Genomic DNA, 26,507 nt, shown 5'->3' with positions numbered 1-26,507 from the left:
TGCCCGGCGGACCTCAGGAGGCCACGAACAGATGAAACGGCAGATCTTCTCCGCCGAGCACGACGCGTTCCGCGAGACGGTGCGCACCTTCCTCGCCAAGGAGGTGATCCCGCACTACGAGCAGTGGGAGAAGGACGGCATCGTCTCCCGCGAGGCCTGGCTCGCCGCGGGCAAGCAGGGGCTGCTCGGCCTCGCCGTCCCCGAGGAGTACGGAGGCGGCGGGAACGACGACTTCCGTTACTCCGCCGTGCTCGCCGAGGAGTTCACCCGCGCGGGCGCCGCCGGGCTCGCCGTGGGCCTGCACAACGACATCATCGGCCCCTATCTGACCTCGCTGGCCACCGACGAGCAGAAGCGGCGCTGGCTGCCCGGGTTCTGCTCCGGCGAGACGATCACCGCCATCGCGATGACCGAGCCCGGCGCGGGCTCCGACCTCCAGGGCATCCGCACCAGTGCCGAGGACCGGGGCGACCACTGGCTGCTGAACGGCTCCAAGACGTTCATCTCGAACGGCATCCTCGCCGACCTCGTCATCGTCGTCGCCAAGACGTCCCCCGAGGGCGGCGCGCACGGCCTGTCCCTGCTGGTCGTCGAGCGCGGCGCGGAGGGCTTCGAGCGCGGCCGCAACCTCGACAAGATCGGCCAGAAGTCCCAGGACACCGCCGAACTGTTCTTCAACGACGTACGCGTCCCCAAGGAGAACCTGCTCGGCGAGCTCAACGGCGCCTTCGTCCACCTGATGACGAACCTCGCGCAGGAGCGCATGGGCATCGCCGTCGCCGGGATCGCCGCAGCCGAGCACCTCCTTGAGATCACCACGACGTACGTCAAGGAGCGCGAGGCGTTCGGGCGGCCGCTCGCCAAGCTCCAGCACATCCGGTTCGAGATCGCGGAGATGGCCACCGAGTGCGCCGTCACCCGTACGTTCCTCGACCGGTGCATCGTCGATCACTCGAACGGGGAACTCGACGCGACCCACGCGTCGATGGCGAAGTGGTGGGCCACGGAGCTGCAGAAGCGGGTCGCGGACCGCTGTCTGCAACTGCACGGCGGATACGGCTACATGAGTGAGTACCGCGTCGCCAGGGCCTTCACCGACGGGCGCATCCAGACCATCTACGGAGGCACGACCGAGATCATGAAGGAGATCATCGGCCGTTCCCTCCTCGGCTAACCCTCCAGTACCCCGCAGCAGACCCCGAAAGGCTCACGCGTGACCACCGAAGCGTACGTATACGACGCGATCCGCACCCCGCGCGGACGCGGCAAGGCCAACGGTGCCCTGCACGGCACCAAGCCGATCGACCTCGTGGTCGGCCTGATCCACGAGATCCAGGCCCGCTTCCCCGACCTCGACCCGGCCGCCATCGACGACATCGTGCTCGGCGTGGTCGGCCCCGTCGGGGATCAGGGCTCCGACATCGCGCGCATCGCGGCGATCGCCGCCGGGCTGCCCGACACGGTGGCCGGCGTCCAGGAGAACCGCTTCTGTGCCTCGGGCCTTGAGGCCGTCAACCTGGCCGCGATGAAGGTCCGTTCGGGCTGGGAGGACCTGGTCCTCGCGGGTGGCGTCGAGTCCATGTCGCGGGTGCCGATGGCCTCCGACGGCGGTGCCTGGTTCAACGACCCGATGACGAACTGGGACACCAACTTCGCGCCGCAGGGCATCGGCGCCGACCTGATCGCCACGATCGGGGGCTTCTCGCGGCGGGACGTCGACGAGTACGCGGCGCTCTCCCAGGAGCGGGCGGCCGCCGCCTGGAAGGACGGCCGCTTCGGCAGGTCCGTCGTCCCGGTCAAGGACCGCAACGGCCTGGTCGTCCTCGACCACGACGAGCACATGCGCCCCGGCACCACCGCCGACTCCCTCGCCAAGCTCAAGCCGTCTTTCAAGGACATCGGCGACATGGGCGGCTTCGACGCGGTGGCGCTGCAGAAGTACCACTGGATCGAGCAGATCGACCACGTGCACCACGCGGGCAACTCCTCCGGCATCGTCGACGGGGCCTCGCTTGTCGCCGTCGGCACGAAGGAGGTCGGCGAGCGCTACGGGCTGACGCCGCGCGCGCGGATCGTCTCCGCCGCGGTCTCCGGATCCGAGCCGCTGATCATGCTGACCGGGCCCGCGCCCGCCACCCGCAAGGCGCTCGCCAAGGCGGGGCTGACCATCGACGACATCGACCTCGTCGAGATCAACGAGGCGTTCGCCGCGGTCGTGCTGCGCTTCGTTGAGGAGATGGGCCTGTCCCTGGACAAGGTCAACGTCAACGGCGGAGCGATCGCGTTGGGGCATCCCTTGGGCGCCACCGGGGCGATGATCCTCGGAACGCTCGTGGACGAGCTGGAGCGGCGTGACCTCCGGTACGGGCTGGTCACGTTGTGCGTGGGGGGCGGGATGGGCGTCGCCACGATCGTCGAGCGGCTGTAGGGCCTCTCGCCGTAGGGGCTTGGGGCGCGTCGCCGACCGCGGGTGCGCCGTGGTTGCTCGCGCAGTTCCCCGCGCCCCTGGGCCCGCGGCTTCGCCGCGCCCCCCAGTACCCCGACTCCGCCTCCCCGCCTGCCACAGACTTCACGGAGACACCGACATGACCGAAAGCACCACCATCCGCTGGGAACAGGACGACACCGGCGTCGTCACCCTCGTCCTGGACGACCCCAACCAGTCCGCGAACACCATGAACCAGGCGTTCAAGGACTCCATCGCGGCGATCGCCGAGCGCGCGGAGGCCGAGCGGGACTCGATCCGCGGCGTCATCTACACCTCCGCCAAGAAGACCTTCTTCGCGGGCGGCGACCTCAAGGACATGATCAAGGTCGGCCCGGAGAACGCACAGGAGGCGTTCGACACGGGCACCGCGATCAAGAGCTCGCTGCGCCGCATCGAGACCCTCGGCAAGCCCGTCGTCGCCGCCATCAACGGCGCGGCCCTCGGCGGCGGTTACGAGATCGCCCTCGCCTCCCACCACCGCGTCGCCCTGGACGCGCCCGGCTCCAAGATCGGCCTGCCCGAGGTCACCCTCGGCCTGCTCCCCGCGGGCGGCGGAGTCACCCGCACCGTACGCCTGATGGGCATCACCGACGCGCTCCTGAAGGTGCTGCTCCAGGGCACCCAGTACAACCCGAAGCGCGCCCTGGACAACGGCCTCGTCCACGAACTGGCCGCGACGCCCGAGGAGATGATCGAGAAGGCCCGCGCCTTCATCGACGCCAACCCCGAGTCGCAGCAGCCCTGGGACAAGCCCGGCTACCGCATCCCCGGCGGCACCCCGGCCCACCCGAAGTTCGCGGCGAACCTGCCAGCCTTCCCCGCCAACCTCAAGAAGCAGACGGCGGGCGCCCCCTACCCGGCCCCGCGCAACATCATGGCGGCGGCCGTCGAGGGATCCCAGGTCGACTTCGAGACCGCGCTGACCATCGAGGCGCGGTACTTCACCGAGCTCGTCACGGGCCAGGTCGCCAAGAACATGATCCAGGCGTTCTTCTTCGACCTCCAGGCCGTCAACTCCGGCGCCAACCGGCCCCAGGGCATCGAGCCGAGGACCGTACGCAAGGTCGCCGTGCTCGGCGCGGGCATGATGGGCGCGGGCATCGCGTACTCCTGCGCACGCGCGGGCATCGACGTGGTCCTCAAGGACGTCTCCGCGGAGGCCGCCGCCAAGGGCAAGGGCTACTCCGAGAAGCTCTGTGCCAAGGCGGTCGCCAAGGGACGCACCAGCCAGGAGAAGGCGGACGCGCTGCTCGCCCGCATCACGCCGACCGCCGACCCGAAGGCGCTCGCCGGCTGCGACGCGGTGATCGAGGCGGTCTTCGAGGACACCTCGCTCAAGCACAAGGTGTTCCAGGAGATCCAGCACGTCGTCGAGCCCGACGCGCTCCTGTGCTCCAACACCTCGACGCTGCCGATCACCCAGCTCGCCGAAGGCGTCGAGCGGCCGGTCGACTTCATCGGCCTGCACTTCTTCTCGCCCGTCGACAAGATGCCGCTCGTCGAGATCATCAAGGGCGAGCGGACCGGCGACGAGGCGCTGGCCCGCGCCTTCGACCTGGTGCGTCAGATCAGCAAGACGCCGATCGTCGTCAACGACTCGCGCGGCTTCTTCACCTCGCGCGTCATCGGGCACTTCATCAACGAGGGCGTCGCGATGGTCGGCGAGGGCATCGAGCCCGCCTCCGTCGAGCAGGCGGCGGCCCAGGCGGGCTACCCCGCCAAGGTGCTCTCCCTGATGGACGAGCTGACGCTCACCCTGCCCCGCAAGATCCGCAACGAGACCAAGCGGGCCGTCGAGGAGGCGGGCGGCAGCTGGGCGGGCCACCCCTCGGACACCGTCATCGACCGCATGGTCGACGAGTTCGAGCGCCCCGGCAGGAGCGGGGGAGCGGGCTTCTACGACTACGAGGACGGCCGGCGCGGCAAGCTCTGGCCCGGCCTGCGCGAGCACTTCACCAAGCCCGGGTACGAGATCCCGTTCGAGGACATGCAGGAACGGATGCTCTTCTCCGAGGCGCTGGACACCGTGCGCCTGGTGGAGGAGGGCGTCCTGACGTCGGTGGCCGACGCCAACATCGGTTCGATCTTCGGCATCGGCTTCCCGGGCTGGACCGGCGGCGTGCTCCAGTACATCAACGGCTACGAGGGCGGTCTCACCGGCTTCGTGGCACGCGCGCGTGAGCTCGCCGAGCGCTACGGCGACCGGTTCCTGCCGCCCGCGCTGCTCGTCGAGAAGGCGGAGAAGGGCGAGAAGTTCAGCGACGCCTGAGCGACGCCGAACGACGCCCGACCGTCTCGACGCCTCCGGTTCTGCCTGGTCAGGGGTGGAACCGGAGGCCGCGCCCCCGCGTCTCCTGCCGCCCGTCGACACCATGCCCACCGCCCTGCGCGGTGTCTCCACCGCGCCGTGCAGCCGCGCCAAGGCGCCGTCCGTGTGCGAGGCCCCGGGCGGCAGGTGCAAGGGCGCCGTCTATAACGGCCGGGCCGGTTACCGCAGCGACGACATGGCCGAGAGTGCCGGTTACGACCTCATCGTGTACCGGAACACCAGGGCGGCCGAACGCGCCTTCGCCGCCTGGGAGAGCTACGCGCGGGGCGCCAAGCGCGACGCGAGCATCACCTACGGGTACAGGACGTCCGCGCGGAAGAACACCCGGACGATCGTGATCCGCCAGGGCGCCTACATCGCCACGCTCGACCTCAGGGACGACGCGGGCCGGGCGGCCGCCGACAAGGACCTCAAGGCGCTCGCCGAGGTCTACGCCGCGCGCATGCGGCAGGCCGCACGGGACGAGACGCCGACCGCGAGCGCGGCCGCCGTCCGGGTGTAGCGGCGGCGGCCCCGGGGTGGCTCAACTCTCCTTGAGCCACCCGCGCAGCTCCTCCTTGAGCGAGCGCTGGAACGCGGTCACCAGGGCCTGCACCACCATCGGCTGCATATGGGCCGAGAGCGAGCGCATCGCCGCCACGTGCTCCGGGGCCGACTCGCGCTCGCGGTAGGGGCCCCACACCTCGTCGCGGAAGAGCCGGGACAGCTCGTGGGCCGCCGAGCGGGTGTGCTCCATCAGGACCGTGCGCGCCGCCAGGATCGTCTCGTGCGCGATGGGCACGTCCAGCAGCTGCACGCCCAGGCGCAGCAGGCCCGGATCCACCCGGTACGTCTCCGGCGCCTTGGTCCGCGCGGTCACGCCCATCGCGGTGAGCCGGTCCAGGTCCGCCTCGGCGAGCGGCCTGCCCGCCCTGCGCTCCAGCTCGGCGCGGGACACGTCCTCGGCCGCGTCGGGCGACCAACTCGCCACCAGGGCACGGTGGATGGCCAGGTCGTGCGCGCTCAGGTCGGCGGGCAGCAGCTCCAGATAGCGTTCGATGGCGGCCAGCGTCATGCCCTGGTCCTTGAGCTCCTCGATGAGCGCGAGACGGGACAGGTGCTCGGGGCCGTAGTGGCCGACCCTGCGGGGGCCGATCACCGGCGGCGGCAGCAGGCCCTTGGTGCTGTAGAAGCGGATCGTGCGGACCGTGACGCCCGCGCGGGCGGCCAGTTCGTCGACGGTGAGTGTCGGCTCCTCAGTGTCCGTCGTCATGGCAGCGCCCTCCTGTGCATCAATCCGGTGCAACAGTATTGCTGGCACACCAGTGTTGTGAAACCCTCCGGGATCCGCGAAAGATCGGCCGATGACGCCAGGAGGCGGTCATGACCACGATCCTGCGACTTCCCGGAGACCTCACCGACGTCACGCTCCCCGCGCTGCTGCTCCGCAATGCCGAGGACCACGGAGATCTGCCCGCCGTCTCCTGGCGGTCGGGAGGGCAGCCGGGCGACGAGTGGACGACGCTCACCTGGCGCGAGGTGCGGCGCAAGGTCGCGGTCCTCGCCGCCGGTTACCAGGCCCTCGGCGTGGTGCGCGGCGAGCACGTCCTGATGATGATGGGCAACCGCCCCGAGCACTGGCTGAGCGATCTCGCCCTGACCCACCTCGGCGCCGTCCCCGTGACCGTCTACGGCACCGCCGCGCCCGAACAGGTGGCGCACATCGTCCGGCACAGCGGGGCCCGCTTCGCGATCGTCGAGGGCGCCCGTGAACTGCCGCGCTGGGAGCCCCTGTTGGCCGACGCCACGGCACCGCTCGAACGGCTCGTCGTGGTGGAGGCGGCCGAGGCGGACACCCACCGTACGTACGGCTCCCTGCACGCCACCGGCGGCCGCCTCTTCGACCCGGACGCCTTCGAGAAGGCCTGGCGCGAGAGCGTGCCCACCGACGCGCTGACCGTCGTCTACACATCCGGCACCACCGGCCACCCCAAGGGGGTCCGCCTCACCCACCGCAACGTCGTCCTCAACGGCATCGCCCTGGACGCCGTCGTCGAGTTCCCCGAACACGTCGGGCACATCTGCTACCTGCCCTTCGCGCACATCGCGGAGCGCATGCTCGGCATCTATCTGCCGGTGCTTCGCGCCGCGCACGTCTACCTCTGCGCGGACCCGGCCCAGGTGGCCGCCACCGCGCGCGAGCTGCACCCCTTCCAGTTCTTCGGGGTGCCGAGGGTCTGGGAGAAGCTCGCGGCCTCGGTGAAGGCCGCGCTCGCCGGGCTGCCCGAGGAGCGGCGGCGGGCGGTCGAGGCGGCGAACGAGACGGCACGCGCGCGTGTCGCCTGCCGGGAGCGCGGCGAGGAACCGACCGCCGAGCTCGCCGAGGCCTACCGGGAGGCGAAGGAGCGGGTGCTCGACCCGCTGCTCGCCCTCGCGGGCTTCGACCGCCTGGTGTGGACGGCGAGCGCGTCGGCGCCGATGCCGCTGGACGTGGCGCGCTTCTGGGCCGGCTTCGGCCTGGTGGTCATGGACGCGTGGGGGCTCACCGAGACGACCGGCGTGGTCACGACGAACGGGCCCGACGCGTTCCGGCTCGGCTCGGTGGGCAAGCCGCTGGAGGGCCTGGAGGTGCGCGTCGCGGACGACGGCGAGATCCTCGTGCGCGGCGCCACCGTCTTCGACGGCTATCTGCGCGCCGACGGCGGCGTCGACAGCGCCTGCGACGCGGACGGCTGGTTCGCCACCGGTGACATCGGGCGGATCGACGAGGACGGCTTCCTCTGGCTGACCGACCGCAAGAAGGAAATGATCGTGACCTCGACGGGCAAGAACGTCTCGCCCGCGCTCGTCGAGAACACGCTCAAGGAGCACCCCTTGATCGGCCAGGCCCTGGTGCACGGCGACGGGCGCTCGTACCTGGTGGCGCTGCTCGTCCTCGATGCGGAGATGGCGCCCGCCTGGGCCGCCGCGCGGGGGATCACCGGCGACCTCATGGCGAGCGCCGCCGTACGGGAGGAGGTGGACCGCGCCGTGGCCGCGGCCAACGCACGCCTCAACCGCACCGAGCAGATCAAGCGTTACCGCCTCATCGGCGAGGAGTGGGGCCCCGAGACCGGCGAACTGACCCCGTCGCTCAAGCTGCGCCGACGGATCGTCCGCGCCAAGTACGAGCAGGTCATCGATTCCCTTTACACCCCTTGACCACCATGTGAGAAGTGCCGCTATGTGACGTGCGCCACCGCGTACGGGGTGATCTCTGGGGGAAGGTGTCCCGTCGGTCCGCGCGCGTCAGGGGTGTCGCGGACCGGAGCACATCCGGACCCCGGTTTCTTCCGGGCACCAGAGAGTAGATCCACCACGTGAGCAAGGAAGCCGTAGATTCGGCCGCCCTGGACGCATCCCGCACCGATGCGAACCAGGCCCCCGCGGACGCGGGAGACGCCGGATACAGCAAGGACCTCAAGGCCCGCCACGTCAACATGATCGCGATCGGTGGCGCGATCGGCACAGGGCTCTTCCTCGGGGCGGGTGGCCGCCTCAACTCGGCGGGCCCCGCGCTCGCCGTCGCATACCTCGTGTGCGGCATCTTCGCGTTCTTCGTCGTCAGAGCGCTCGGCGAGATGGTCCTCTACCGGCCTTCGTCGGGTTCCTTCGTCTCGTACGCGCGTGAGTTCCTCGGCGAGAAGGGCGCGTTCTTCGCCGGTTGGATGTACTTCCTCAACTGGTCGACCACGTGCATCGCCGACATCACGGCGATCGCGCTCTACACCCACTACTGGAGCTTCTTCACCGACATACCCCAGTGGGTGCTCGCGCTGATCGCCCTCGCGGTGGTGCTCTCCGTGAACCTCATCTCGGTGAAGTACTTCGGCGAGATGGAGTTCTGGTTCGCGATCATCAAGGTGGCCGCGCTGACCGCCTTCATGATCATCGGTATCTTCCTCCTCGCCAGCCAGCACGAGGTGGGCGGCGAGACGCCGGGTCTGAACATGATCACCGACCACGGCGGCTTCCTGCCGAACGGCATCATGCCGGTCGTGATCGTCATGCAGGGCGTCGTCTTCGCGTACGCGTCCCTGGAGCTGGTCGGCGTCGCGGCGGGCGAGACCAAGGACCCGCAGAAGGTCGTCCCGCGCGCGGTCAACTCGATCATGTGGCGCGTGGGCCTGTTCTACGTCGGCTCCGTCGTGCTGCTCGCCCTGCTCCTGCCGGGCTCGATGTACTCCGCCGACCAGAGCCCGTTCGTGACGGTCCTGTCCAAGATCGGCGTCCCGGCGGCCGGCGACGTGATGAACTTCGTGGTGCTCACCGCGGCGATGTCCTCGCTCAACTCCGGCCTCTACTCCACCGGACGCATCCTGCGCTCCATGGCGATGTCCGGCTCGGCCCCGAAGTTCACGGCGCGGATGAACCGCAGCCAGGTGCCCTACGGCGGCATCCTGCTCACCGCGTCGATCGGCGTGCTCGGCGTCGGCCTGAACAGCGTCGTCCCGGAGCAGGCCTTCGAGATCGTCCTGAACGTGGCCTCGCTCGGCATCATCGGCACGTGGATCATGATCATGGTCTGTCACCTGGCCTTCGTGCGCAGCGCGAAGCGCGGTGAGATCACCCGGCCGAAGTTCCGCCTCCCCGGCAGCGGGATCACGGAGTACGTGACGATCGCGTTCCTGCTCGCCGTCCTCTGCCTGATGTGGAAGGACGCCGAGATCGGCCGCAAGACGCTCTTCCTCATCCCGATCGTGGGCGTGGCCCTGGTCGTGGGCTGGTTCGGCGTCCGGCGCCGGGTGGAGCGCGAGGCACAGGACCTCACCCTGCCCAAGCAGCGCGAGGAGTAGGACGACGCGGCCGCCCGACGGCCGCTGTCAGTGGTGGCCCCTACGGTGGCGTCATGTCGGAGATCGCGTATGTCCGAGGTGACGCCACCGCGCCGTTTCCGGGCGGCTCTGCGCCAGGGGGATCGCCGTGACGGCGTACGACTACGGGGGCTGAGCGGCCGTGCCTTCGAGGGAGGCGGGGCGCGAACGTGACCGGGGCCACCCAACTGCCCTGCAGATGCGCGTTGTTGCGCACGGATGAGCGGGTATGGCATCGGCATGCAGCTGATTCCCATGAATCTCGGGCCGCTCAATCCGGACGTCGCGGAGCTCGCCGTGGCCACCGTCCTCTTCGGTGCCGTCTTTCTCCTCGTCGGACGCTTCCTGCCCCGGATCAACAGCGTCCTTGAGGAACGGGCGACGCTCCTCGACGGCGTCACCGGGGGACCGGCCGCCGCCATCAGGCGCGAGGCGGAACGGGTCAGGGCCGAGCACGAGACGCTGCTCTCCGAAGCCCGCAGGGAGGCCGCGCGGGTGCGCCAGGCGGCCCGTGAGGAGGGCGCCGCGCTGATCGCGGAGGCCCGCGAGGACGGTCTGCGCGAGCGCGCCGAGATCGTCGTCACCGGGCAGGCCAGGGTGGAGGCGGAGCGCGTCGAGGCCGAGGCCGAGCTGCGCGGCTGCGTCTCCGAGGTGGCATCGGAGCTGGCCAGCCGCATCGTGGGCGAGCCGATACCCGTACCGGCGGCGAACGCGGGGCTGCTCACCGGCTCCCAGGGCCGGGCCGCCGACGACGGAGCGGACGGCGCCCCGACGGGTTCCGGCTGCTAGGGCCCCAGCCGTACGCATTCGCGCCTTCGTCGCACGCGCCCTCTGGCGGCGCCGTCCGGGCCCCTGGAGACTCGGGGCATGGACGTCATGGTGTCGGTGAAGGACGGCGAAGTGTGGGCGCACGACTCGGGCGCCCCGAGCGGCACGGGCGAGGACGCCCTGCCCCTGGTCCTGCTGCACCCCGGAGTCGCCGACTCCCGTGTCTGGGACCATCTGCTGCCGCGCCTCACGCAACGCCACCGCGTGATCCGTTACGACGCGCGGGCGTACGGCAGGTCGCCCGCTCCGACCGCGCCCTTCTCCCTGGTCGAGGACCTCATCGCGGTCCTCGACCACTTCGGGGTGGCCCGCGCGGTGCTCGCCGGTTCGAGCATGGGCGGCGCCACGGCCGTCAGTCTCGCGCTGCGCGATCCCGCCCGGGTGGCGAGCCTCGCCCTGGTGGTGCCCACCGTCACCGGTGCCGACGAGGCCCTCTCGCCCGCGTTCATGGCCGAGGTCGGCAGGCTCGCCCAGGCGGGCGACGTGGAGGGCATCGTGGTCATGCTGCGCGGCGTGTCCGCCGTGCGGGGCACCGGGGACGACGCCGAGGTGACGGACCATCTCAGGTCGGTGGTCCCGGCGTGGTTCGCCGTCTATCCGCATCAGGTCCCCGATCCACCCGTCTACGACCGGCTCGGGGAACTCGACGTGCCCTGCGTCCTGGCCCTCGCCGAGCACGACCAGCCCGGCGTGGTCCGCCTGAACGAGACGATCGCGGCCCGCATCCCCGGCTGCCGTCTGGTGCGCCTGGCCCACAGCGACCACTTCCCGAGCGTGCGGGAGCTGGACGCGGTCGCCGACGTCATCCTGGACGCGTACGCCGCCGCGCGCTGACCGGGCGCGGCGGCGCCACGGCCCGTGCCGCCCACCGCCCCGTCAGAACCTGGCGTGCAGCCTGCGGCCCAGCTCCACCGCCCGCGCGGCCCGCGCCGGATCCGTGGCGAACGACGTCAGATCGGCGTACGGCGCGAACCGCTTGACCGTCACCGAGCGCGGTACGGAGAACGCCCGCAGGCCCTCCGCGCCGTGGATCCGCCCGTACCCCGACTCGCCCGTGCCGCCGAACGGCAGTGAGGGCACGGCCGCGAAGCCGAGCACGGAGTCGACCGACACCGCACCGGCGTCGAGCCGCCGCGCCACCGCGCGCCCGGCCACGCGTGAGCGGGCGAAGACGGCCGCGCCCAGCGCGTAGGCGGACGCGTTGGCCCGCTCCACCGCCTCGTCCAGGTCCCGTACCCGGTTCACCGCCACCACCGGGCCGAACGTCTCCTCCGTCATCGCGGGCGAGTCCTCCGGCACGTCCACCAGGACCACCGGGTGCACGAACGGCGCCGCGACGGACTCGGGCCCGCCGAGCGGCGCCCGCGCGCCGGACGCCAGGGCCTCCTTCATGTGGCGTTCCACGACGCCGAGTTGGGTCGGCAGCGTCATCGGTCCGTAGGCCCGCCCCGCGGCGAGGTCCCGCGCCTTGGCGACGATCAGCTCGCAGAGCCGCTCGTGCACCGACGCCACCGCGTAGACGCGCTCGACGCCCGCACAGGTCTGGCCCGCGTTCGCCATGGCGCCCCACACGACGGCCTCGGCCGCCGCCGCCAGATCCGCGCCCTCGCCCACGAGCACCGCGTCCTTGCCGCCGCACTCGGCGAGCAGCGGCGTCAGCGAGCGCGCGCAGACCTCGGCGACCTTGCGCGCCGTCCCCGGCGCCCCGGTGAACGCCACCTTGTCGACCCCTGACTCCGCGAGCGCCCGCCCCGTCGAGCCGGGACCGGTGACCGTAAGGAGCAGGTCGGCGCAGTCCGGTACGGCGTCCGCGAAGCTCTCGGCGAGCAACACGCCCGTGCCGGGCGTGAGTTCGGACGGCTTGTGGACCACGGCGTTCCCGGCCGCGAGCGCGTAACCGATCGAGCCCATCGGGGTGTAGAGGGGGTAGTTCCAGGGGCCGATCACCCCGATGACCCCGAGCGGCCGGTGGCCGAGCAGCGCCCGCTGGTGCGCGGCGAACGCCCCGGACGGCACCCGGCGCACGCGCAGCACCCGGCGGGCGTTGCGCGCGGCCCAGTCCAGGTGGACGAGGGCGAGCAGCACTTCGGCCCGCGCGTCGTGCACCGGCTTGCCGGTCTCCGCCGCGACCACGCCCGCGAACTCGTCCATGCGCCGGGCCAGCGACCGCTTCCACGCGAGAAGCCGGGACCGCCGGCCCGTCCAGCCGAGACCCGCCCAGCGGGCGGCCGCGCCCCTGCCCCGTACGACGGCGTGGGCGACCTCGGCGGGGCCGTGCACCGGGTGCTCGCCGAGCACATCGCCGGTGGCGGGGGAACGTACGGCGAAAGTGGCCATCAGTCAGCTCTCCAGAGGGCGTCGTGGCGCGGCCGCGGATCGCGCGCTCCCGCAGCAGCCTGCACCCGGCGGGCCCCTGCCCGGAACCCCGCTGCGCCGGACGGCGAGCCTCGGGGCTGCATACTGAAATACGGGCAAAACGGAAACAAGCCCGTAAGTCAGGCATTCCCCGAGTGCGCGGGGCCCGGATCAGGGCCCGCCCCCGCGCATCAGGGCCCGCCCCCGCGCACGGCGAAGGAGCACGTCGCATGAAGACCGACGAGACCGCCGCCCCCGCCCCGCCCCACCGGGCCGAGGACCCCGAGCCGCCCCCGCCCGGCGGCATCCTCTGGAGCATCGCGGGGGACATCCGCGTCTTCCTGTCCCTGCCGCCCGCGCTCGCCCTCCAGGTCGCGCACCCGGCCGTCGGGGCGGGCGTCGACGACCACTCCGTGTTCCGCACCGACCCCTGGGGGCGCGGCGAGCGTTCCCTGCGCTCGCTGCTCCTGTGGGTGTACGGGGGAGAGGAGGCGGCCGAGGAGGGCCGCAGGCTGCGTGAGCTGCACAAGCCCATCCGGGGGACGGACGCGCGGGGCCTGCGCTACCACGCGCTCATGCCCGCCAACTACGCCTGGGTGCACGCCACCGGCTTCCCCGTATACCGGCAGGCGCAGCGCTATCTGGGCCGCCCCTTCACGGACGCGCAGGAGCGGCAGCTGTACGCGGAGTGGCTCCAGGTCGGCCGGATCCTCGGTCTGCACGACCGCGACATGCCCGCGAGCGTCGAGGAGTTCTGGCCCTATTACCGGCGCATCCTCGCCGAGGAGCTCGCCCTGACCACGGTCGCCGCGGAGCTGATCGGGGTGGACCGCTCGCTGCCGCCGCCGGACCGCGGGCCCCGCGCCGTACGCCTGGTGGCCCGCGCCCTGTGGCCCGTGCTGCTGCCCCCGCTGGCCCGCTTCCGCAGCTTCGTCACGATCGGTCTGCTGCCGCCGGACGCGCGCGAGGCGATCGGGCTCGCCTGGACCCCGGCGCAGGAGCGCAGGCTGCGCCGCTTCGGCGCGGTGGTCCGAACGGTGGTGCCGCTGCTGCCCGAACGCCTGCGCTATCTGCCCGCGGCCCGCAGGGCACGGGCCCGGCACCGCGCGGCCGCCCGGGGCTGATGCCACCGGGCGGCCGCGCCGCGTGGGACGAAGGACCGGCACGGCCGGCCCCTCCGGTCAGTGCTCGTGCTCGTGCTCGTGCACGCCGTTCGTCGCGGCGATCTCCTTCCACGACTTGGGCGCGACCGGAGCGGCCGCCGCGGACCGGGCGACACGGGCCTGCTTGGCCGCCGGCGCCGCGGGACGCGAGGGCTGGTACAGCCAGGTGTCGAAGAGCCCGGCGAGCGGCTTGTCCGCGACCTTCTCGGCGTACTTCACGAAGTCGTTGACCTTCGCGTTGCCGTAGGCGTGCTCCTGCGGCCAGCCCTTGAGGATCTTGAAGAACGTGGCGTCGCCGACCTTGTTGCGCAGCGCCTGGAGGGCGAGCGCGCCCCGGTCGTAGACCGCGCCGTGGAACTGGTTGTCCGGGCCCGGGTCGCCGGGCTTGACCGTCCAGAACTCGTCGTCGGCCGGGTGCTGCGCGTACACGTAGTCAGCGAGCTCCTGGGCCGTGCCCTCGCCCTCCTTCTCCGACCACAGCCACTGGCTGTAGCGGGCGAAGCCCTCGTTGACCCAGATGTCCTTCCAGCCGTCCACGGAGACGCTGTCGCCGTACCACTGGTGGGCGATCTCGTGGACGACGATCGAGGCGTTGGAGCCGTTCGCGAAGGCGGCCGGGCTGTAGAACGGCCGCGTCTGGGTCTCCAGGGCGTAGCTGCTCTTCACGTTCGGGACGTAGCCGCCGAGCGCGTTGAAGGGGTACTTCCCGAAGACCGTCTCCAGCCACTCGGCGACCTCGGTGGTCCGCTCGATGCTGGCGCGCGCGGCCCCCGCGTTGTCGCCGAGGTCCTTGCTGTAGGCGTTGAGGACCGGCAGGCCCGACTCGGTCTTGTCCGTGGTGATGTCGAACTTGCCGACCGCGAGCGTGGTCAGATAGCTGGCCTGCGGCTTGTTCGAACGCCAGTTGTAGCGGGTCCAGCCGAGCTTGGAACTCTGCGACTGGAGCACGCCGTTGGAGATCGCCTGGCTGCCGTCGGGCACCGAGACCGACACGTCGTAGGTGGCCTTGTCCAGCGGGTGGTCGTTGGACGGGAACCACCACACGGCGGCCTCCGGCTCCTGCGCCGCGACGCCGCCGTCGGGCGTGCGGTGCCAGGCCGTGTAGCCGTTGATCTTCAGCTCGGAGGGCTTGCCCGCGTACCGCACGACGACGGTGAGCGCCGTGCCCTTGGCGAGCCCGGCCGGCGGCGTGATCTCCAGCTCCTGGTCGCTGGTCTTCGCGAACTTCGCCTTCTTGCCGTTGACCCGCACCTCGGAGACCTTGAGGCCGAAGTCCAGGTTGAACCGCGAAAGGTTCTGCGTGGCACGGGCGTTGATGGTCGCCGTGCCTTCGAGCAGGTCGGTCTTGGGCTGGTACTTCAGCCGCAGGTCGTAGTGCGAGACGTCGTATCCGCCGTTGCCGCTCGCCGGGTAATAGGGGTCGCCGATGCCCGGGGCCCCGGGGGAGAAGTCGGCGGCCGACGCCGGGATCGCCAGCAGAAGGGAGGCCGCGAGCGCGCCCGGGGCGATGAGTCTGCGGTGCACGAAAGCTCCAAGTCGTAGGGGCACAAGAACGGTTGCCGCGAGGGTCCTGCCGTACCTGTCCGCACGGGGTCCGTTGATCGTCGACCCTATTCAGCACTCCCGGCGCGCGTCATGTCCATGGCCCCGGACGTCACACGATCGCCATTCGGCCGACATGTGCCTTTGTGTCCCACGGACCTGTCGTCCATGCTCACCGCCCTCTGTCGCGCGGGAGTTCACCGGTGTACCTTCCGCGCCATGCCCATGCCGATACGTGCGCGACGCACCCGCCTGCTGTGGCGGACGCTCATCGCGGCGGCCCTGGCCGCCCTCCTTGCCACCCTCATGTCCCCGGGCGCGGCGCTGGGAGCCGCGCAGGCCCCGGCCGCGCCGGGCGACGCGCTCCGCCCGCCGGGCGAGAGCAGACCCGTGTACTCGTACGAGGACGCGATACGCGAATCCGTATGGGTCGACACCAGGATCGACGGCGACGCGGACGGCAGGACCGACCGCGTCGCCGTCGACATAGTCAGACCGCGCGAACTGGACCGCACGGGCCGCGAGATACCCGTGATCATGGACGCGAGCCCGTACTACTCCTGCTGCGGACGCGGCAACGAGAGCCAGAAGAAGACGTACGACGCGAACGGGAAGCCGGTCCAGCTCCCGCTCTACTACGACAACTACTTCGTGCCCCGCGGCTACGGCTACGTCGCCGTGGACCTCGCGGGCACCAACCGCTCCGACGGCTGCGTGGACGTCGGCGGCCGCTCCGACATCCAGTCCGCCAAGGCCGTCGTCGACTGGCTGAACGGCCGCGCCCGCGGCTACACCAGCCGCACCGGCGCGGAACCCGCGAAGGCCTCCTGGTCCAACGGCAAGACCGGCATGATCGGCAAGAGCTACGACGGCACCATCGCCAACGGAGTGGCCGCCACTGGTGTGCGAGGTCTCAAGACCATCGTGCCGATCGGCTCCATCTCCTCCTGGTACGACTACTACTTCGCCAAGGGCGCCCCGCTCTACGACAGCGGCCCCGACGGACTCTCGGACTACGTGGAGAGCCCCGAGGCCCGCGCCCGCTGCGGCGCGGTGCAGCAGCGCCTGGTCGACGAGGCGCCGCGCACCGGCGACCGGACCCGGCTGTGGAGCGAACGCGACTACGTCCCGGACGCCGGCAAGGTGAAGGCCAGCGTCTTCGTCGTGCACGGCATGCAGGACCTGAACGTGCGCACCAAGCACTTCGGCCAGTGGTGGGACGCCCTCGCCGAGAACGGCGTCGACCGCAAGATCTGGCTGAGCCAGACCGGCCACGTCGACCCCTTCGACTACCGCCGTGCCGACTGGGTACGCACCCTGCACCGCTGGTTCGACCATGAGCTCATGGGCTACGACAACGGCATCGACCGCGAGCCGATGGCCGACATCGAGCGCGCCCCCGACCGCTGGAGCACCGACCGCGTCTGGCCCCCGCGCGCCACGGACACCGTCAAGCTCCGCCCCGCCAAGGGCGCTTCGCCCGGCGTCGGGACCCTCGGCCCGCGCCCCGGCTCCGGCACCGAGACCTTCACCGACGACCCCCGCCTGAGCGAGACGGACTGGGCCGGGCAGATCGCCTCCCCGACCTCGTCCAAGGCCGGGTTCCTCAGCAAGCCCCTCGGCCGCGACCTGCGCCTTTCCGGCTCCTCGAAGGTGAGTGTCACCGCCACCCCGACGACCCGCACCGCCCACCTCAGCGCGGTCCTCGTCGACCTCGGCCCCGACACCATCCGCGACTACGCGGCCTCGGGCGAGGGCATCAGCACCCTTCCCGAACGCACCTGCTGGGGCGCGAGCACCACGGGTGACAGCGCCTGCTTCAAGGAGACCCGCGCGAAGACCGCCGACGTCGACTACACGATCTTCAGCCGCGGCTGGGCCGACCTCGGCAACTGGGCCGACGACGACAAGGGCCGCCCGCTCACCCCGGGCAAGCCGTACACCATCACCCTCGACCTCGCCGCGAGCGACCACGTCGTACCGAAGGGCCACCGCCTCGCGCTGATCATCGGCGGCACCGACAAGAACCTCATCGATCCCCCCACCGACACCCCGACGCTCGGCATCGACCTGTCGCGTACGTACGCGAAGGTCCCGCTGGTCGGCGGCGCCAAGGCGTTCGCCACCACCGACGCCCCCGAAACCGTCACCCCCCGCGAATCCCGTCTCGACGGCGTGGCCCCGCCGCGTCCGCTCAACCCCGTCCCGGGAGGCCGTACTTCATGACACCCCGTATCCGAACCCTGGCACTCGCCTGTGCCACCGCCGCGCTCGCCGCGCCCCTGGTGACCGCGCCCGCCCAGGCGACGCCGTCGCCGCCGCGCACCGGATTCGAGCAGTCCGACGGCGCCCGCTGGACGACGCAGCCCGAGGAGCAGAAGCTCCTGGCCACCGTCGACAAGGCGAGCGACCGGGTCTCCGTCGCCCGGATCGGGACCACCAAGCAGGACCGGCCCGTCCAGCTCGTCCGCATCGGCGAACGCCGGGCGAAGAACACCGTGTTGCTGATCTGCAGCCAGCACGGCGACGAGCCCTCGGGCCGCGACGCCTGTCTGTCGACCATCCGCGACCTGGCGTACGCCAAGGACAGGAAGACCGAGCGGTTCCTGAAGCGCACCACGCTGCTCGTGGTCCCCACCGCCAACCCGGACGGCCGCGCCGCCGACACCCGAGGCAACTCCGACGGCATCGACATCAACCGCGACCACATCGCACTGCAGACCGCGGAGGCCCGCGCCATGGCCGCCGTGATCCGCGACCGGCAGCCCGACGTCATCTACGACCTGCACGAGTACGGCGCCACCCCCAAGTACTACGACAAGGACCTCTTCGACCTCTGGCCGCGCAACCTCAACACCGACGAGGCCGTGCACGGCGAGGCGCGGACCCTGTCGAAGGACTACGTGCGACCGGCCGCCGAGGACCACGGCCACACCACCGGCACGTACGGCATCTGGACCGACCCGGTCACCGGCGAGCCGATCAAGCAGACCGCGGGCGACGGCCAGGAGCGCATCCTGCGCAACGTCTCCGGGATCAAGCACGCGGCGGGCCTGCTCATCGAGAGCCGCGTCGACCCCCTGACCGAGGCCGAGAAGAACGACGCGGCGCTCAACAACCGCCGCCGGGTGTCCTCCCAGCTCTCGGCGCTCGGCGGCCTGTTCGACTACACCGACGAGCGGCGCGCACGCCTGGAGCGGGCCACGGACAAGGCCCGCGCCGAGGGCTTCCGCGACCGCGGCCCGGTCTACCTCGGCGGCGCGGACAACGACCCCGCGGAGCCGTCCGAGATCATCCAGGACCCGCCGTGCGGCTACCGCCTCGACGCCGCGCAGTACGGCGACATCAAGGACGAACTGGCTCTGCACGGCGTCACGGTGAAGCGGCAGAAGACCGGCGCGTACGTCCCGCTGCGGCAGTCCGCGAGGGCGCTGGTGCCGCTGCTCCTGGACGAGCGCGCTCCGTATCACCTCGTCAAAGGGCAGCCCGACATGAGCTGTTGATGAGGTGAGATGTGCGTCACATGTGGTAGGGGGTAACGGAGAACAAAGTGCCGACGTAATCGACCCCTTGAAAGGTGTCACTTGTGACGCAGGATCATCAAAAAGCGGACGACGGGGGAGGATCGCCGGACACCGCGGCGACCGCCCCCGCCAGCCGGGCACCGCAGACGGACCGGGTCGTGTTCGGCGTCACCGCCGCGTTCACCCTGGCCTTCGTGGTCTGGGGCGGGGTGGCGACGGACTCGCTCCAGAACGTCTCCACGGACATGCTCAACGGTCTGATGCACAACGGCGGTTGGTTCTTCATGCTGACCGCCACGGGCTTCGTGGTCTTCGCGCTCTGGCTGGCCGTCAGCCGGTACGGGAAGATCACGCTCGGCCAGGAGGGCGAGGAGCCGGAGTTCAAGACCGTCTCCTGGGTCGCGATGATGTTCAGCGCCGGTATGGGCATCGGTCTGATGTTCTACGGCGTGAGCGAGCCGCTCGCCCACTTCATGTCGCCACCGCCGGGCACCGACCCGGCGGACTCCGCGGCGAAGATGGAAACGGCCATGGCCACCACCCTCTTCCACTGGACGCTCCACCCGTGGGCGATCTACGCGGTCGTGGGCCTGGCCATCGCCTACAGCACGTTCCGGCGCCGCCGCAGGCAGACCATCAGTGCCGTCTTCGAGCCGCTGATCGGCGCGAGGCACGCCCACGGCACCTGGGGCCGGATCATCGACATCCTGGCCATCTTCGCCACGCTCTTCGGTTCGGCCGCCTCGCTGGGCCTCGGCGCCCTGCAGATCGGCAGCGGCATCGAGGTGCTCGACTGGATGGACGAGGCGAGCACCGGCCTGCTGGTCGTCATCATCGCCGTGCTGACCCTGGCCTTCGTGGCGTCCGCCGTCTCCGGGGTGGAGAAGGGCGTGCAGTGGCTGTCGAACATCAACATGGTGCTCGCGGGACTGCTCGTGATCTTCGTCTTCATCGCGGGCCCGACCGTCATCATGCTCGACATGCTGCCGACCTCGCTCGGCGCCTACCTCGACGACCTCCCGCAGCTGATCGGCCGCACCGAGGCCGCCAGCGGCAAGGGCGTCGCCGACTGGCTCAGCGCCTGGACGGTCTTCTACTGGGCGTGGTGGATCTCCTGGACGCCCTTCGTCGGCATGTTCATCGCGCGCATCAGCCGCGGCCGTACGATCCGTCAGTTCGTCGGCGGCGTCATCCTGGTGCCCAGCACCGTCAGCCTGATCTGGTTCGCCGTCTTCGGCGGCAGCGCCATGACGGTCGCCGACCGGGGCGGACTCAAGGGCGAGACGACGCCGGAGGCGCAGCTCTTCGGCCTGCTGCACGAGTACCCCATCGCCACGGCCACCAGCCTCCTGGTGATGATCCTCGTCGGCATCTTCTTCGTCTCCGGCGCGGACGCGGCGTCCATCGTGATGGGCACGCTCTCGCAGAAGGGCGCACTCGAACCCGGCCGGTTCGTCGTCATCTTCTGGGGCATCGTGACCGGCGCCGTCGGCGCGATCATGCTGCTCATCGGTGACGGCTCCGACGACGCGCTGACAGGACTGCGCAACCTGACCATCCTGGTGGCGGCACCCTTCACCATCGTGATGATCGGGATGTGTGTGTCCCTCATGCGGGACCTGCGCCACGACCCGCTGATCGTGCGCGGCGAGCACGGCACCGAGGCCGTCGAGAAGGCCGTGATCGCGGGCCACGAGCAGTACGACGGCGACTTCGAGATCCGGATCGGCCCCGCCCAGGACGAAGAGGGTCCCGAGGCCGACAACGCGGTGATCGAGAACCGCTGACCCGGCTCGTTCCGTACCGCCCCAGGAGGCGGCGGTCGCCAGGACCGCCGCCTCCTGGGCTCCTGGGCCCACCCCCAGGGGCCCGGCTCGTCCAGTCCCGGCTGTGCCCGTACGCCCTCGACCATGCGTACGCCGGTCCACCCGCCGCCGCCGTGCTCCGCCCGCACCTGCCGTGGTCAGTCGTATGACTCCGCGGCCCACCACGACCACACGGTCCCCACGCGTCCCAGGGACGTAGCGGAATGTGTCATGCCGTGCTCACATCACACATCAGGTGGGGATACTCCAAGCATGTCTGCCGAGTACGCGACCTTCGGTCTGGCACCGGCCATGCGCGCCGGTGGGGTTCTCGCCAACGGTGACTACCAAGTGCACCGCGATTTCGTCGACTTCATCGTCGACGGCCGGCCCCTCCTCTTCCAGCTCTCCGACCTCGACGCGGTCTCCCCGCTGGCCTCCGACATCCCACCCGCCATCTTCACCGCGCACGTACGAAGACTCCTCCTGGAGGCGGAGGCTCCGCTGCGCGACGGCCGGTACGTCATCTACGGCTGCCCCGAGTGCGAGGGCCTGGAGTGCGGGGCCGTCACCGCCGTCATCGAACGCGCCGCCGACGGGGCCGACGACTTCGTCTGGCGCGACTTCGCCTGGCAGACGGCGGAACCCGCCGATCTGGAACTCAACGGCTACCACGGCATAGGTCCCTTCCGCTTCCACGGCGACGAATACCGCACGGCGCTCGGCCAGTTGCTCGCCGCCGACGAGCCGCCCGCCCGCCGCAGGGTCCTGCTGATCGGGGCCCGCGTGGCCGTCCTCGCCAAGCTCGCCGCCGCGCTGCGCACCATCGGCATCGGCGCGGAGATCGCGGCGGACGCGGCGGGCGTCCCGCCGGACGAACTGCGCACCTACGGGGCGGTCGCCTTCGGCCGTGCCGTGGCTCCCGCCGACCGCGACGCCGTGCGCGCCGCGTTCGACGCGGCGGGCGTCGGGGTCGCCTACGTGGACGGGCTCGCGCCGATCATTCCGCTCCTGGTGGCCCAGATAGAGCACGCCCTGGATCGCAGCCCCTGGGAACTGCGCCGCCTCACCCGGCTCGCCGCCACGCCCGGCACGGCGTCGGTCGAGGTCACCTCCACGTGCCGGGTCCAGCTCATCGCGTACCGCCTCGACCGCCTCTACCGCACCCACACCCACCAACTCTTCGACGAGGTCCTCGAACCCGGTGAGCACCGGGTCCCGCTCGACGCGAAGGCCACCAAGGGCGAGTCGTACGTGGTGGCCCGCACGACCGGCAGCGTCCTGGTCACCCCGACCACCGCCTGACGGCGGCCGGGCGGGGCCCGGAGCGAAACCCGGAGGTCGGGGCCGGGCGGGAAACCTGGAGGCCGGGGCCGGGCGGGAAACCTGGCGGTCGGGGCCCGGCGGGAAATCCGGAGGCAGGGGCCGGGCGGGCTCGCCTAGAATCACGTCCCTGATGACCGCAACCCTCGTCGCCAAAGACCTCGCCGCCGGCCACGGCGACCGCACCCTGTTCTCCGGCCTTGAACTGGTCGTCGCCCCGGGCGACGTCATCGGCCTGGTGGGCGCCAACGGAGCGGGTAAGTCCACCCTCCTGCGGCTGCTCGCGGGCCTGGACACCCCGGAGGGCGGCGAGCTGAGGCTCTCGCCGCCGACCGCCGCCGTGGGCCACCTGCCCCAGGAACCCGACCGCCGCCCCGGCGAGAGCATCCGCGCCTTCCTGGCCCGCCGCACCGGTGTCGCCGAGGCGCAGCGCGTCATGGACGAGGCCACCCAGGCCCTGGTCGACGGCGCCCCCGGTGCCGACGACGCCTACGCCGACAGCCTGGAGCGCTGGCTGGCCCTCGGCGGCGCCGACCTGGACGAGCGGGCCGACGAGGTCACCGACTCGCTCGGCCTCGCCGTCGGACTCGACCAGCCGATGACCTCCCTCTCCGGCGGCCAGGCGGCCCGCGCCGGCCTCGCCTCGCTGCTCCTGTCCCGCTACGACGTGTTCCTCCTGGACGAGCCCACCAACGACCTGGACCTCGCGGGACTGGAGCGCCTGGAGGGCTTCGTGCGCGGCCTGCGCGCGGGCACCGTCGTGGTCAGCCACGACCGCGAGTTCCTCACCCGCACCGTCACCAAGGTCCTCGAACTCGATCTGGCCCAGCAGCAGATCAACCTCTACGGCGGCGGCTACGACGCCTACCTGGAGGAGCGCGACGTGGCGCGCAGGCACGCCCGCGACGAGTACGACGAGTACGCGGACAAGAAGGCGGCGCTCCAGAGCCGCATCCAGATGCAGCGCTCCTGGGCGGACAAGGGGGTCAAGAACGCCCGCCGCAAGGCCAAGTCGGGTGGCGACAACGACAAGCTCGGCCGGAACTTCCGCGCCGACGCCAGCGAGAAGCAGGCCGCCAAGGCCCGCCAGACCCAGCGCATGATCGAGCGCCTCGACGTGGTCGAGGAGCCCCGCAAGGAGTGGGAGCTGCGCATGGAGATCGCGGCGGCGCCGCGCTCCGGCTCGGTCGTCGCCTCGCTGCGCGACGCGGAGGTGCGGCGCGGCGCGTTCACGCTCGGGCCCGTCACGCTGCAGATCGACTGGGCGGACCGGGTCGCGATCACCGGCGCCAACGGCTCGGGCAAGTCGACGCTGCTGGGCGCCCTGCTCGGCCGCGTCCCCCTCGACGCGGGCCACGCGGCGCTCGGCTCGGGCGTCCTGGTCGGCGAGGTCGACCAGGCCCGCGCGCTCTTCCACGGCGAGGAGTCGCTGCTCGACGCGTTCTGCGCGGCCGTGCCCGACACCGAGCCCGCCGAAGTCCGCACGCTGCTGGCCAAGTTCGGCCTGAAGGCGGAGCACGTACTGCGCTCCGCCGCCACGCTCTCACCGGGCGAGCGCACCCGCGCCGCGCTCGCGCTCCTCCAGGGCAGGGGCGTCAACCTGCTGGTCCTCGACGAGCCGACCAACCATCTCGACCTGCCCGCCATCGAGCAGCTGGAGTCGGCCCTCGACTCCTACGAGGGCACCCTGCTCCTGGTCACGCACGACCGCAGGATGCTCGACGCGGTGCGGGTGACGCGGCGCCTGGAGGTGGCGGCGGGCAAGGTGACGGAGCTGTCACTGTGACGGCTCCGCCCCTCTCCCCGGGGTGAACTCCCGCCGGATCAGCGCCGCTTGGGGTCGACCAGACCGGCCCTGCGCAGCGCGTCGGCCATCGCGTCGTTCGCCGGCGGCGGGCCCTGGCGCTGCGGCTTCTGCCCGCCGCGCTGGCCCCCGCCGCGCTGACCGCCGCCACCGCGCTGCCCACCGCCGCGCTGGCCCTGGCCCTGGCCCTGGTTCTGTCCTTGCCCCTGGCCCTGCTGGCGCTGCTGCGGCGGACGTCCGCCGCGCTTGGGCCGTGCGTCGCCGTCGGCGGCCGCCTCGTCGTCCAGGCGCAGCGTCAGCGAGATCCGCTTGCGCGGAATGTCGACGTCCATCACCTTGACCTTGACGATGTCACCGGGCTTCACGACGTCCCGCGGGTCCTTGACGAACGTCTTGGACATCGCGGAGACGTGCACGAGCCCGTCCTGGTGCACGCCCACGTCCACGAAGGCGCCGAAGGCGGCCACGTTCGTGACGACCCCTTCGAGGACCATCCCCGAGGCCAGATCGGAGATCTTCTCGACGCCGTCCTTGAAGGTCGCCGTCTTGAACGCCGGACGCGGGTCGCGGCCCGGCTTCTCCAGCTCCTTGAGGATGTCCGTGACGGTCGGCAGGCCGAAGACGTCGTCCACGAACTCGTCGGGCCGCAGCGAACGCAGCGCCGCCGTGTCACCGATCAGCGCGGCCACCTCGCCGCCCGACGACTTCACCATCCTGCGCACCACGGGGTACGCCTCCGGGTGCACGCTGGAGGCGTCGAGCGGGTCGTCGCCGCCGCGGATGCGGAGGAAGCCCGCGCACTGCTCGTACGCCTTGGGGCCGAGCCGCGCCACGTCCTTGAGGCCCTTGCGGTTCTTGAACGGGCCGTTCGCGTCGCGGTGCGCCACGATGTTCTCCGCGAGGCCCGCGCCGATGCCGGAGACCCGGGCGAGCAGCGGGGCGGAGGCGGTGTTCACGTCCACGCCGACGCCGTTCACACAGTCCTCGACGACCGCGTCCAGGGAGCGCGAGAGCTTCACCTCGGAGAGGTCGTGCTGGTACTGGCCGACGCCGATCGACTTCGGGTCGATCTTCACCAGCTCCGCCAGCGGGTCCTGGAGACGGCGCGCGATGGAGACCGCGCCGCGCAGCGACACGTCCATGTCGGGGAGCTCCTGCGAGGCGAAGGCCGACGCGGAGTACACCGAGGCGCCCGCCTCGGAGACCATCACCTTCGTGAGGTTCAACTCCGGGTGCTTGGTGATCAGTTCACCGGCGAGCTTGTCGGTCTCGCGCGATGCCGTGCCGTTGCCGATGGCGACCAGGTCGACCGCGTGCTCGGCGGCGAGCCGGGCGAGCTTGGCGATCGCCTCGTCCCACTTGTTGGCGGGCACGTGCGGGTGGATCACGTCCGTGGCGACGACCTTGCCGGTCGCGTCCACGACGGCGACCTTCACACCCGTACGGAAACCGGGGTCGAGCCCCAGCGTCGCGCGCGTGCCCGCGGGCGCCGCGAGGAGCAGGTCGCGCAGGTTCGACGCGAAGACGCGCACCGCCTCGTCCTCGGCGGCCGTGCGCAGCCGCAGCCGCAGGTCGATGCCGAGGTGCACGAGGATCCGGGTCCGCCACGACCAGCGCACCGTGTCCTGGAGCCACTTGTCGGCGGGGCGCCCCCGGTCGGCCACGCCGAAGCGGTGGGCCACGATCCCCTCGTACGAAGACGGGCCCTCAGTGGCCTCCTCCGGCTCCAGGACGAGGTCGAGGACGTCCTCCTTCTCGCCGCGCAGCATCGCGAGGACGCGGTGCGAGGGGAGCTCCTTGAAGGGCTCGGCGAAGTCGAAGTAGTCGGCGAACTTGGCGCCCGCCTCCTCCTTGCCGTCGCGGACCTTCGCGGCGAGGCGGCCGCGCACCCACATGCGCTCGCGCAGCTCGCCGATGAGGTCGGCGTCCTCCGAGAACCGCTCGGCGAGGATCGCGCGGGCGCCGTCCAGGGCGGCCTGCGGGTCCGCGACGCCCTTGTCGGCGTCCACGAACGCGGCGGCCGCGGCGTGCGGGTCCACGCCCGGGTCGCCGAGCAGCCCGTCGGCCAGCGGTTCGAGACCTGCCTCGCGGGCGATCTGCGCCTTGGTGCGCCGCTTGGGCTTGAAGGGCAGGTAGATGTCCTCCAGGCGCGCCTTGGTGTCCGCCTCGCGGATCCGCGCCTCCAACTCGTCGGTGAGCTTGCCCTGCTCACGGACCGAGTCGAGGATCGCGGCGCGCCGCTCCTCCAGCTCGCGCAGATACCGCAGCCGCTCCTCGAGCGTGCGCAGCTGCGCGTCGTCGAGCATCTCGGTCGCTTCCTTGCGGTAGCGCGCGATGAAGGGCACCGTGGAGCCGCCGTCGAGCAGGTCGACGGCGGCCTTCACCTGCCGCTCCCGTACGCCGAGTTCCTCGGCGATCCTGCCTTCGATGGACGCTGGAGTGGACGTCGTCAAAGCTGCCACGTTCCGGTACCGCCTTCTCACTGGGGTTGCCGGGCAATTGTGGCAGGTGGCG

18 protein-coding genes are annotated in these 26,507 nt (G+C 71.4%); 14 read left to right on the top strand and 4 right to left on the bottom strand.

Features of this window, described 5'->3' with window-relative positions; genetic code table 11:
- Positions 1 to 31: 31 nt before the first annotated feature.
- From ACIO9J_RS11790 to ACIO9J_RS11775, 4 genes are all read left to right on the top strand, one after another.
- Entirely contained in the window at positions 32 to 1,174 is a 1,143-nt protein-coding gene (locus tag ACIO9J_RS11790) for an acyl-CoA dehydrogenase family protein (RefSeq protein WP_401996406.1), read from the top strand.
- Between the two features lie 39 nt (positions 1,175 to 1,213).
- A complete protein-coding gene (locus tag ACIO9J_RS11785; protein ID WP_401996403.1) occupies positions 1,214 to 2,428 on the top strand; it encodes an acetyl-CoA C-acetyltransferase in 1,215 nt (404 codons plus the stop codon).
- 157 nt (positions 2,429 to 2,585) lie between these two features.
- Positions 2,586 to 4,757, top strand: a complete 2,172-nt coding sequence (locus ACIO9J_RS11780) for a 3-hydroxyacyl-CoA dehydrogenase NAD-binding domain-containing protein (RefSeq protein WP_401996400.1) — start codon at positions 2,586 to 2,588, stop codon at positions 4,755 to 4,757.
- Between the two features lie 103 nt (positions 4,758 to 4,860).
- Positions 4,861 to 5,319 carry a hypothetical protein gene (locus tag ACIO9J_RS11775; RefSeq protein WP_401996397.1) on the top strand — a complete coding sequence of 153 codons (459 nt, stop codon included), beginning with the start codon at positions 4,861 to 4,863 and terminating at the stop codon, positions 5,317 to 5,319.
- 21 nt (positions 5,320 to 5,340) lie between these two features.
- On the opposite strand, the gene ACIO9J_RS11770 is transcribed toward ACIO9J_RS11775, so the two are convergent.
- Entirely contained in the window at positions 5,341 to 6,069 is a 729-nt protein-coding gene (locus ACIO9J_RS11770) for a MerR family transcriptional regulator (RefSeq protein WP_401996394.1), read from the bottom strand.
- A gap of 110 nt (positions 6,070 to 6,179) precedes the next feature.
- Between ACIO9J_RS11770 and ACIO9J_RS11765 the strand changes: the two genes are divergently transcribed.
- The 4 genes from ACIO9J_RS11765 (at position 6,180) to ACIO9J_RS11750 (ending at position 11,311) form a co-directional block, all read left to right on the top strand.
- The gene (locus ACIO9J_RS11765; RefSeq protein WP_401996391.1) at positions 6,180 to 7,997 is read left to right on the top strand and encodes an AMP-dependent synthetase/ligase; all 1,818 of its coding nucleotides are present in this window, start codon (positions 6,180 to 6,182) and stop codon (positions 7,995 to 7,997) included.
- Positions 7,998 to 8,155: 158 nt separating this feature from the next.
- Positions 8,156 to 9,631, top strand: a complete 1,476-nt coding sequence (locus ACIO9J_RS11760; protein WP_401996388.1) for an amino acid permease — start codon at positions 8,156 to 8,158, stop codon at positions 9,629 to 9,631.
- A 258-nt stretch (positions 9,632 to 9,889) separates the two neighbouring features.
- Complete coding sequence (locus ACIO9J_RS11755) at positions 9,890 to 10,438, top strand: hypothetical protein (RefSeq protein WP_401996385.1); 549 nt, start codon at positions 9,890 to 9,892, stop codon at positions 10,436 to 10,438.
- A 78-nt stretch (positions 10,439 to 10,516) separates the two neighbouring features.
- Complete coding sequence (locus tag ACIO9J_RS11750; protein ID WP_401996382.1) at positions 10,517 to 11,311, top strand: alpha/beta fold hydrolase; 795 nt, start codon at positions 10,517 to 10,519, stop codon at positions 11,309 to 11,311.
- 42 nt (positions 11,312 to 11,353) lie between these two features.
- On the opposite strand, the gene ACIO9J_RS11745 is transcribed toward ACIO9J_RS11750, so the two are convergent.
- Positions 11,354 to 12,814: an aldehyde dehydrogenase family protein gene (locus ACIO9J_RS11745; RefSeq protein WP_401996379.1), complete on the bottom strand. Its 1,461-nt coding sequence runs from the start codon at positions 12,812 to 12,814 to the stop codon at positions 11,354 to 11,356.
- A gap of 248 nt (positions 12,815 to 13,062) precedes the next feature.
- On the opposite strand from ACIO9J_RS11745, the gene ACIO9J_RS11740 reads away from it, so the two are divergent.
- On the top strand, positions 13,063 to 13,956 hold the full coding sequence (locus tag ACIO9J_RS11740) for an oxygenase MpaB family protein (protein WP_401996376.1): 894 nt from the start codon (positions 13,063 to 13,065) through the stop codon (positions 13,954 to 13,956).
- Positions 13,957 to 14,013: 57 nt separating this feature from the next.
- Here ACIO9J_RS11740 and ACIO9J_RS11735 read toward each other — a convergent pair whose 3' ends face one another.
- The gene (locus tag ACIO9J_RS11735; RefSeq protein ID WP_401996373.1) at positions 14,014 to 15,519 is read right to left on the bottom strand and encodes a M1 family metallopeptidase; all 1,506 of its coding nucleotides are present in this window, start codon (positions 15,517 to 15,519) and stop codon (positions 14,014 to 14,016) included.
- 243 nt (positions 15,520 to 15,762) lie between these two features.
- On the opposite strand from ACIO9J_RS11735, the gene ACIO9J_RS11730 reads away from it, so the two are divergent.
- From ACIO9J_RS11730 to ACIO9J_RS11710, 5 genes are all read left to right on the top strand, one after another.
- Positions 15,763 to 17,763 (top strand): Xaa-Pro dipeptidyl-peptidase, encoded by a 2,001-nt coding sequence (locus tag ACIO9J_RS11730; RefSeq protein ID WP_401998505.1) that lies wholly within the window; start codon positions 15,763 to 15,765, stop codon positions 17,761 to 17,763.
- Positions 17,760 to 19,040 (top strand): M14 family metallocarboxypeptidase, encoded by a 1,281-nt coding sequence (locus tag ACIO9J_RS11725; RefSeq protein WP_401996371.1) that lies wholly within the window; start codon positions 17,760 to 17,762, stop codon positions 19,038 to 19,040. Before ACIO9J_RS11730 ends, ACIO9J_RS11725 begins: the two co-directional genes overlap by 4 nt.
- Before the next feature lie 83 nt (positions 19,041 to 19,123).
- Complete coding sequence (locus ACIO9J_RS11720) at positions 19,124 to 20,848, top strand: BCCT family transporter (protein WP_401996368.1); 1,725 nt, start codon at positions 19,124 to 19,126, stop codon at positions 20,846 to 20,848.
- Between the two features lie 291 nt (positions 20,849 to 21,139).
- Positions 21,140 to 22,171, top strand: coding sequence for an oxidoreductase (locus ACIO9J_RS11715; RefSeq protein ID WP_401996365.1), 1,032 nt, complete (start codon positions 21,140 to 21,142; stop codon positions 22,169 to 22,171).
- 151 nt (positions 22,172 to 22,322) lie between these two features.
- Positions 22,323 to 23,975 carry an ABC-F family ATP-binding cassette domain-containing protein gene (locus ACIO9J_RS11710; protein ID WP_401996362.1) on the top strand — a complete coding sequence of 551 codons (1,653 nt, stop codon included), beginning with the start codon at positions 22,323 to 22,325 and terminating at the stop codon, positions 23,973 to 23,975.
- A gap of 38 nt (positions 23,976 to 24,013) precedes the next feature.
- Here ACIO9J_RS11710 and ACIO9J_RS11705 read toward each other — a convergent pair whose 3' ends face one another.
- Positions 24,014 to 26,455, bottom strand: coding sequence for a Tex family protein (locus tag ACIO9J_RS11705; RefSeq protein WP_401996359.1), 2,442 nt, complete (start codon positions 26,453 to 26,455; stop codon positions 24,014 to 24,016).
- Positions 26,456 to 26,507 lie beyond the last annotated feature (52 nt).

This window comes from Streptomyces sp. NPDC087300 (assembly GCF_044744425.1).
In the GTDB taxonomy this organism is placed as follows: domain Bacteria; phylum Actinomycetota; class Actinomycetes; order Streptomycetales; family Streptomycetaceae; genus Streptomyces.
Note: the sequence above shows the minus strand (reverse complement) of the source record. Positions and strands in the feature narration are given on the sequence as shown.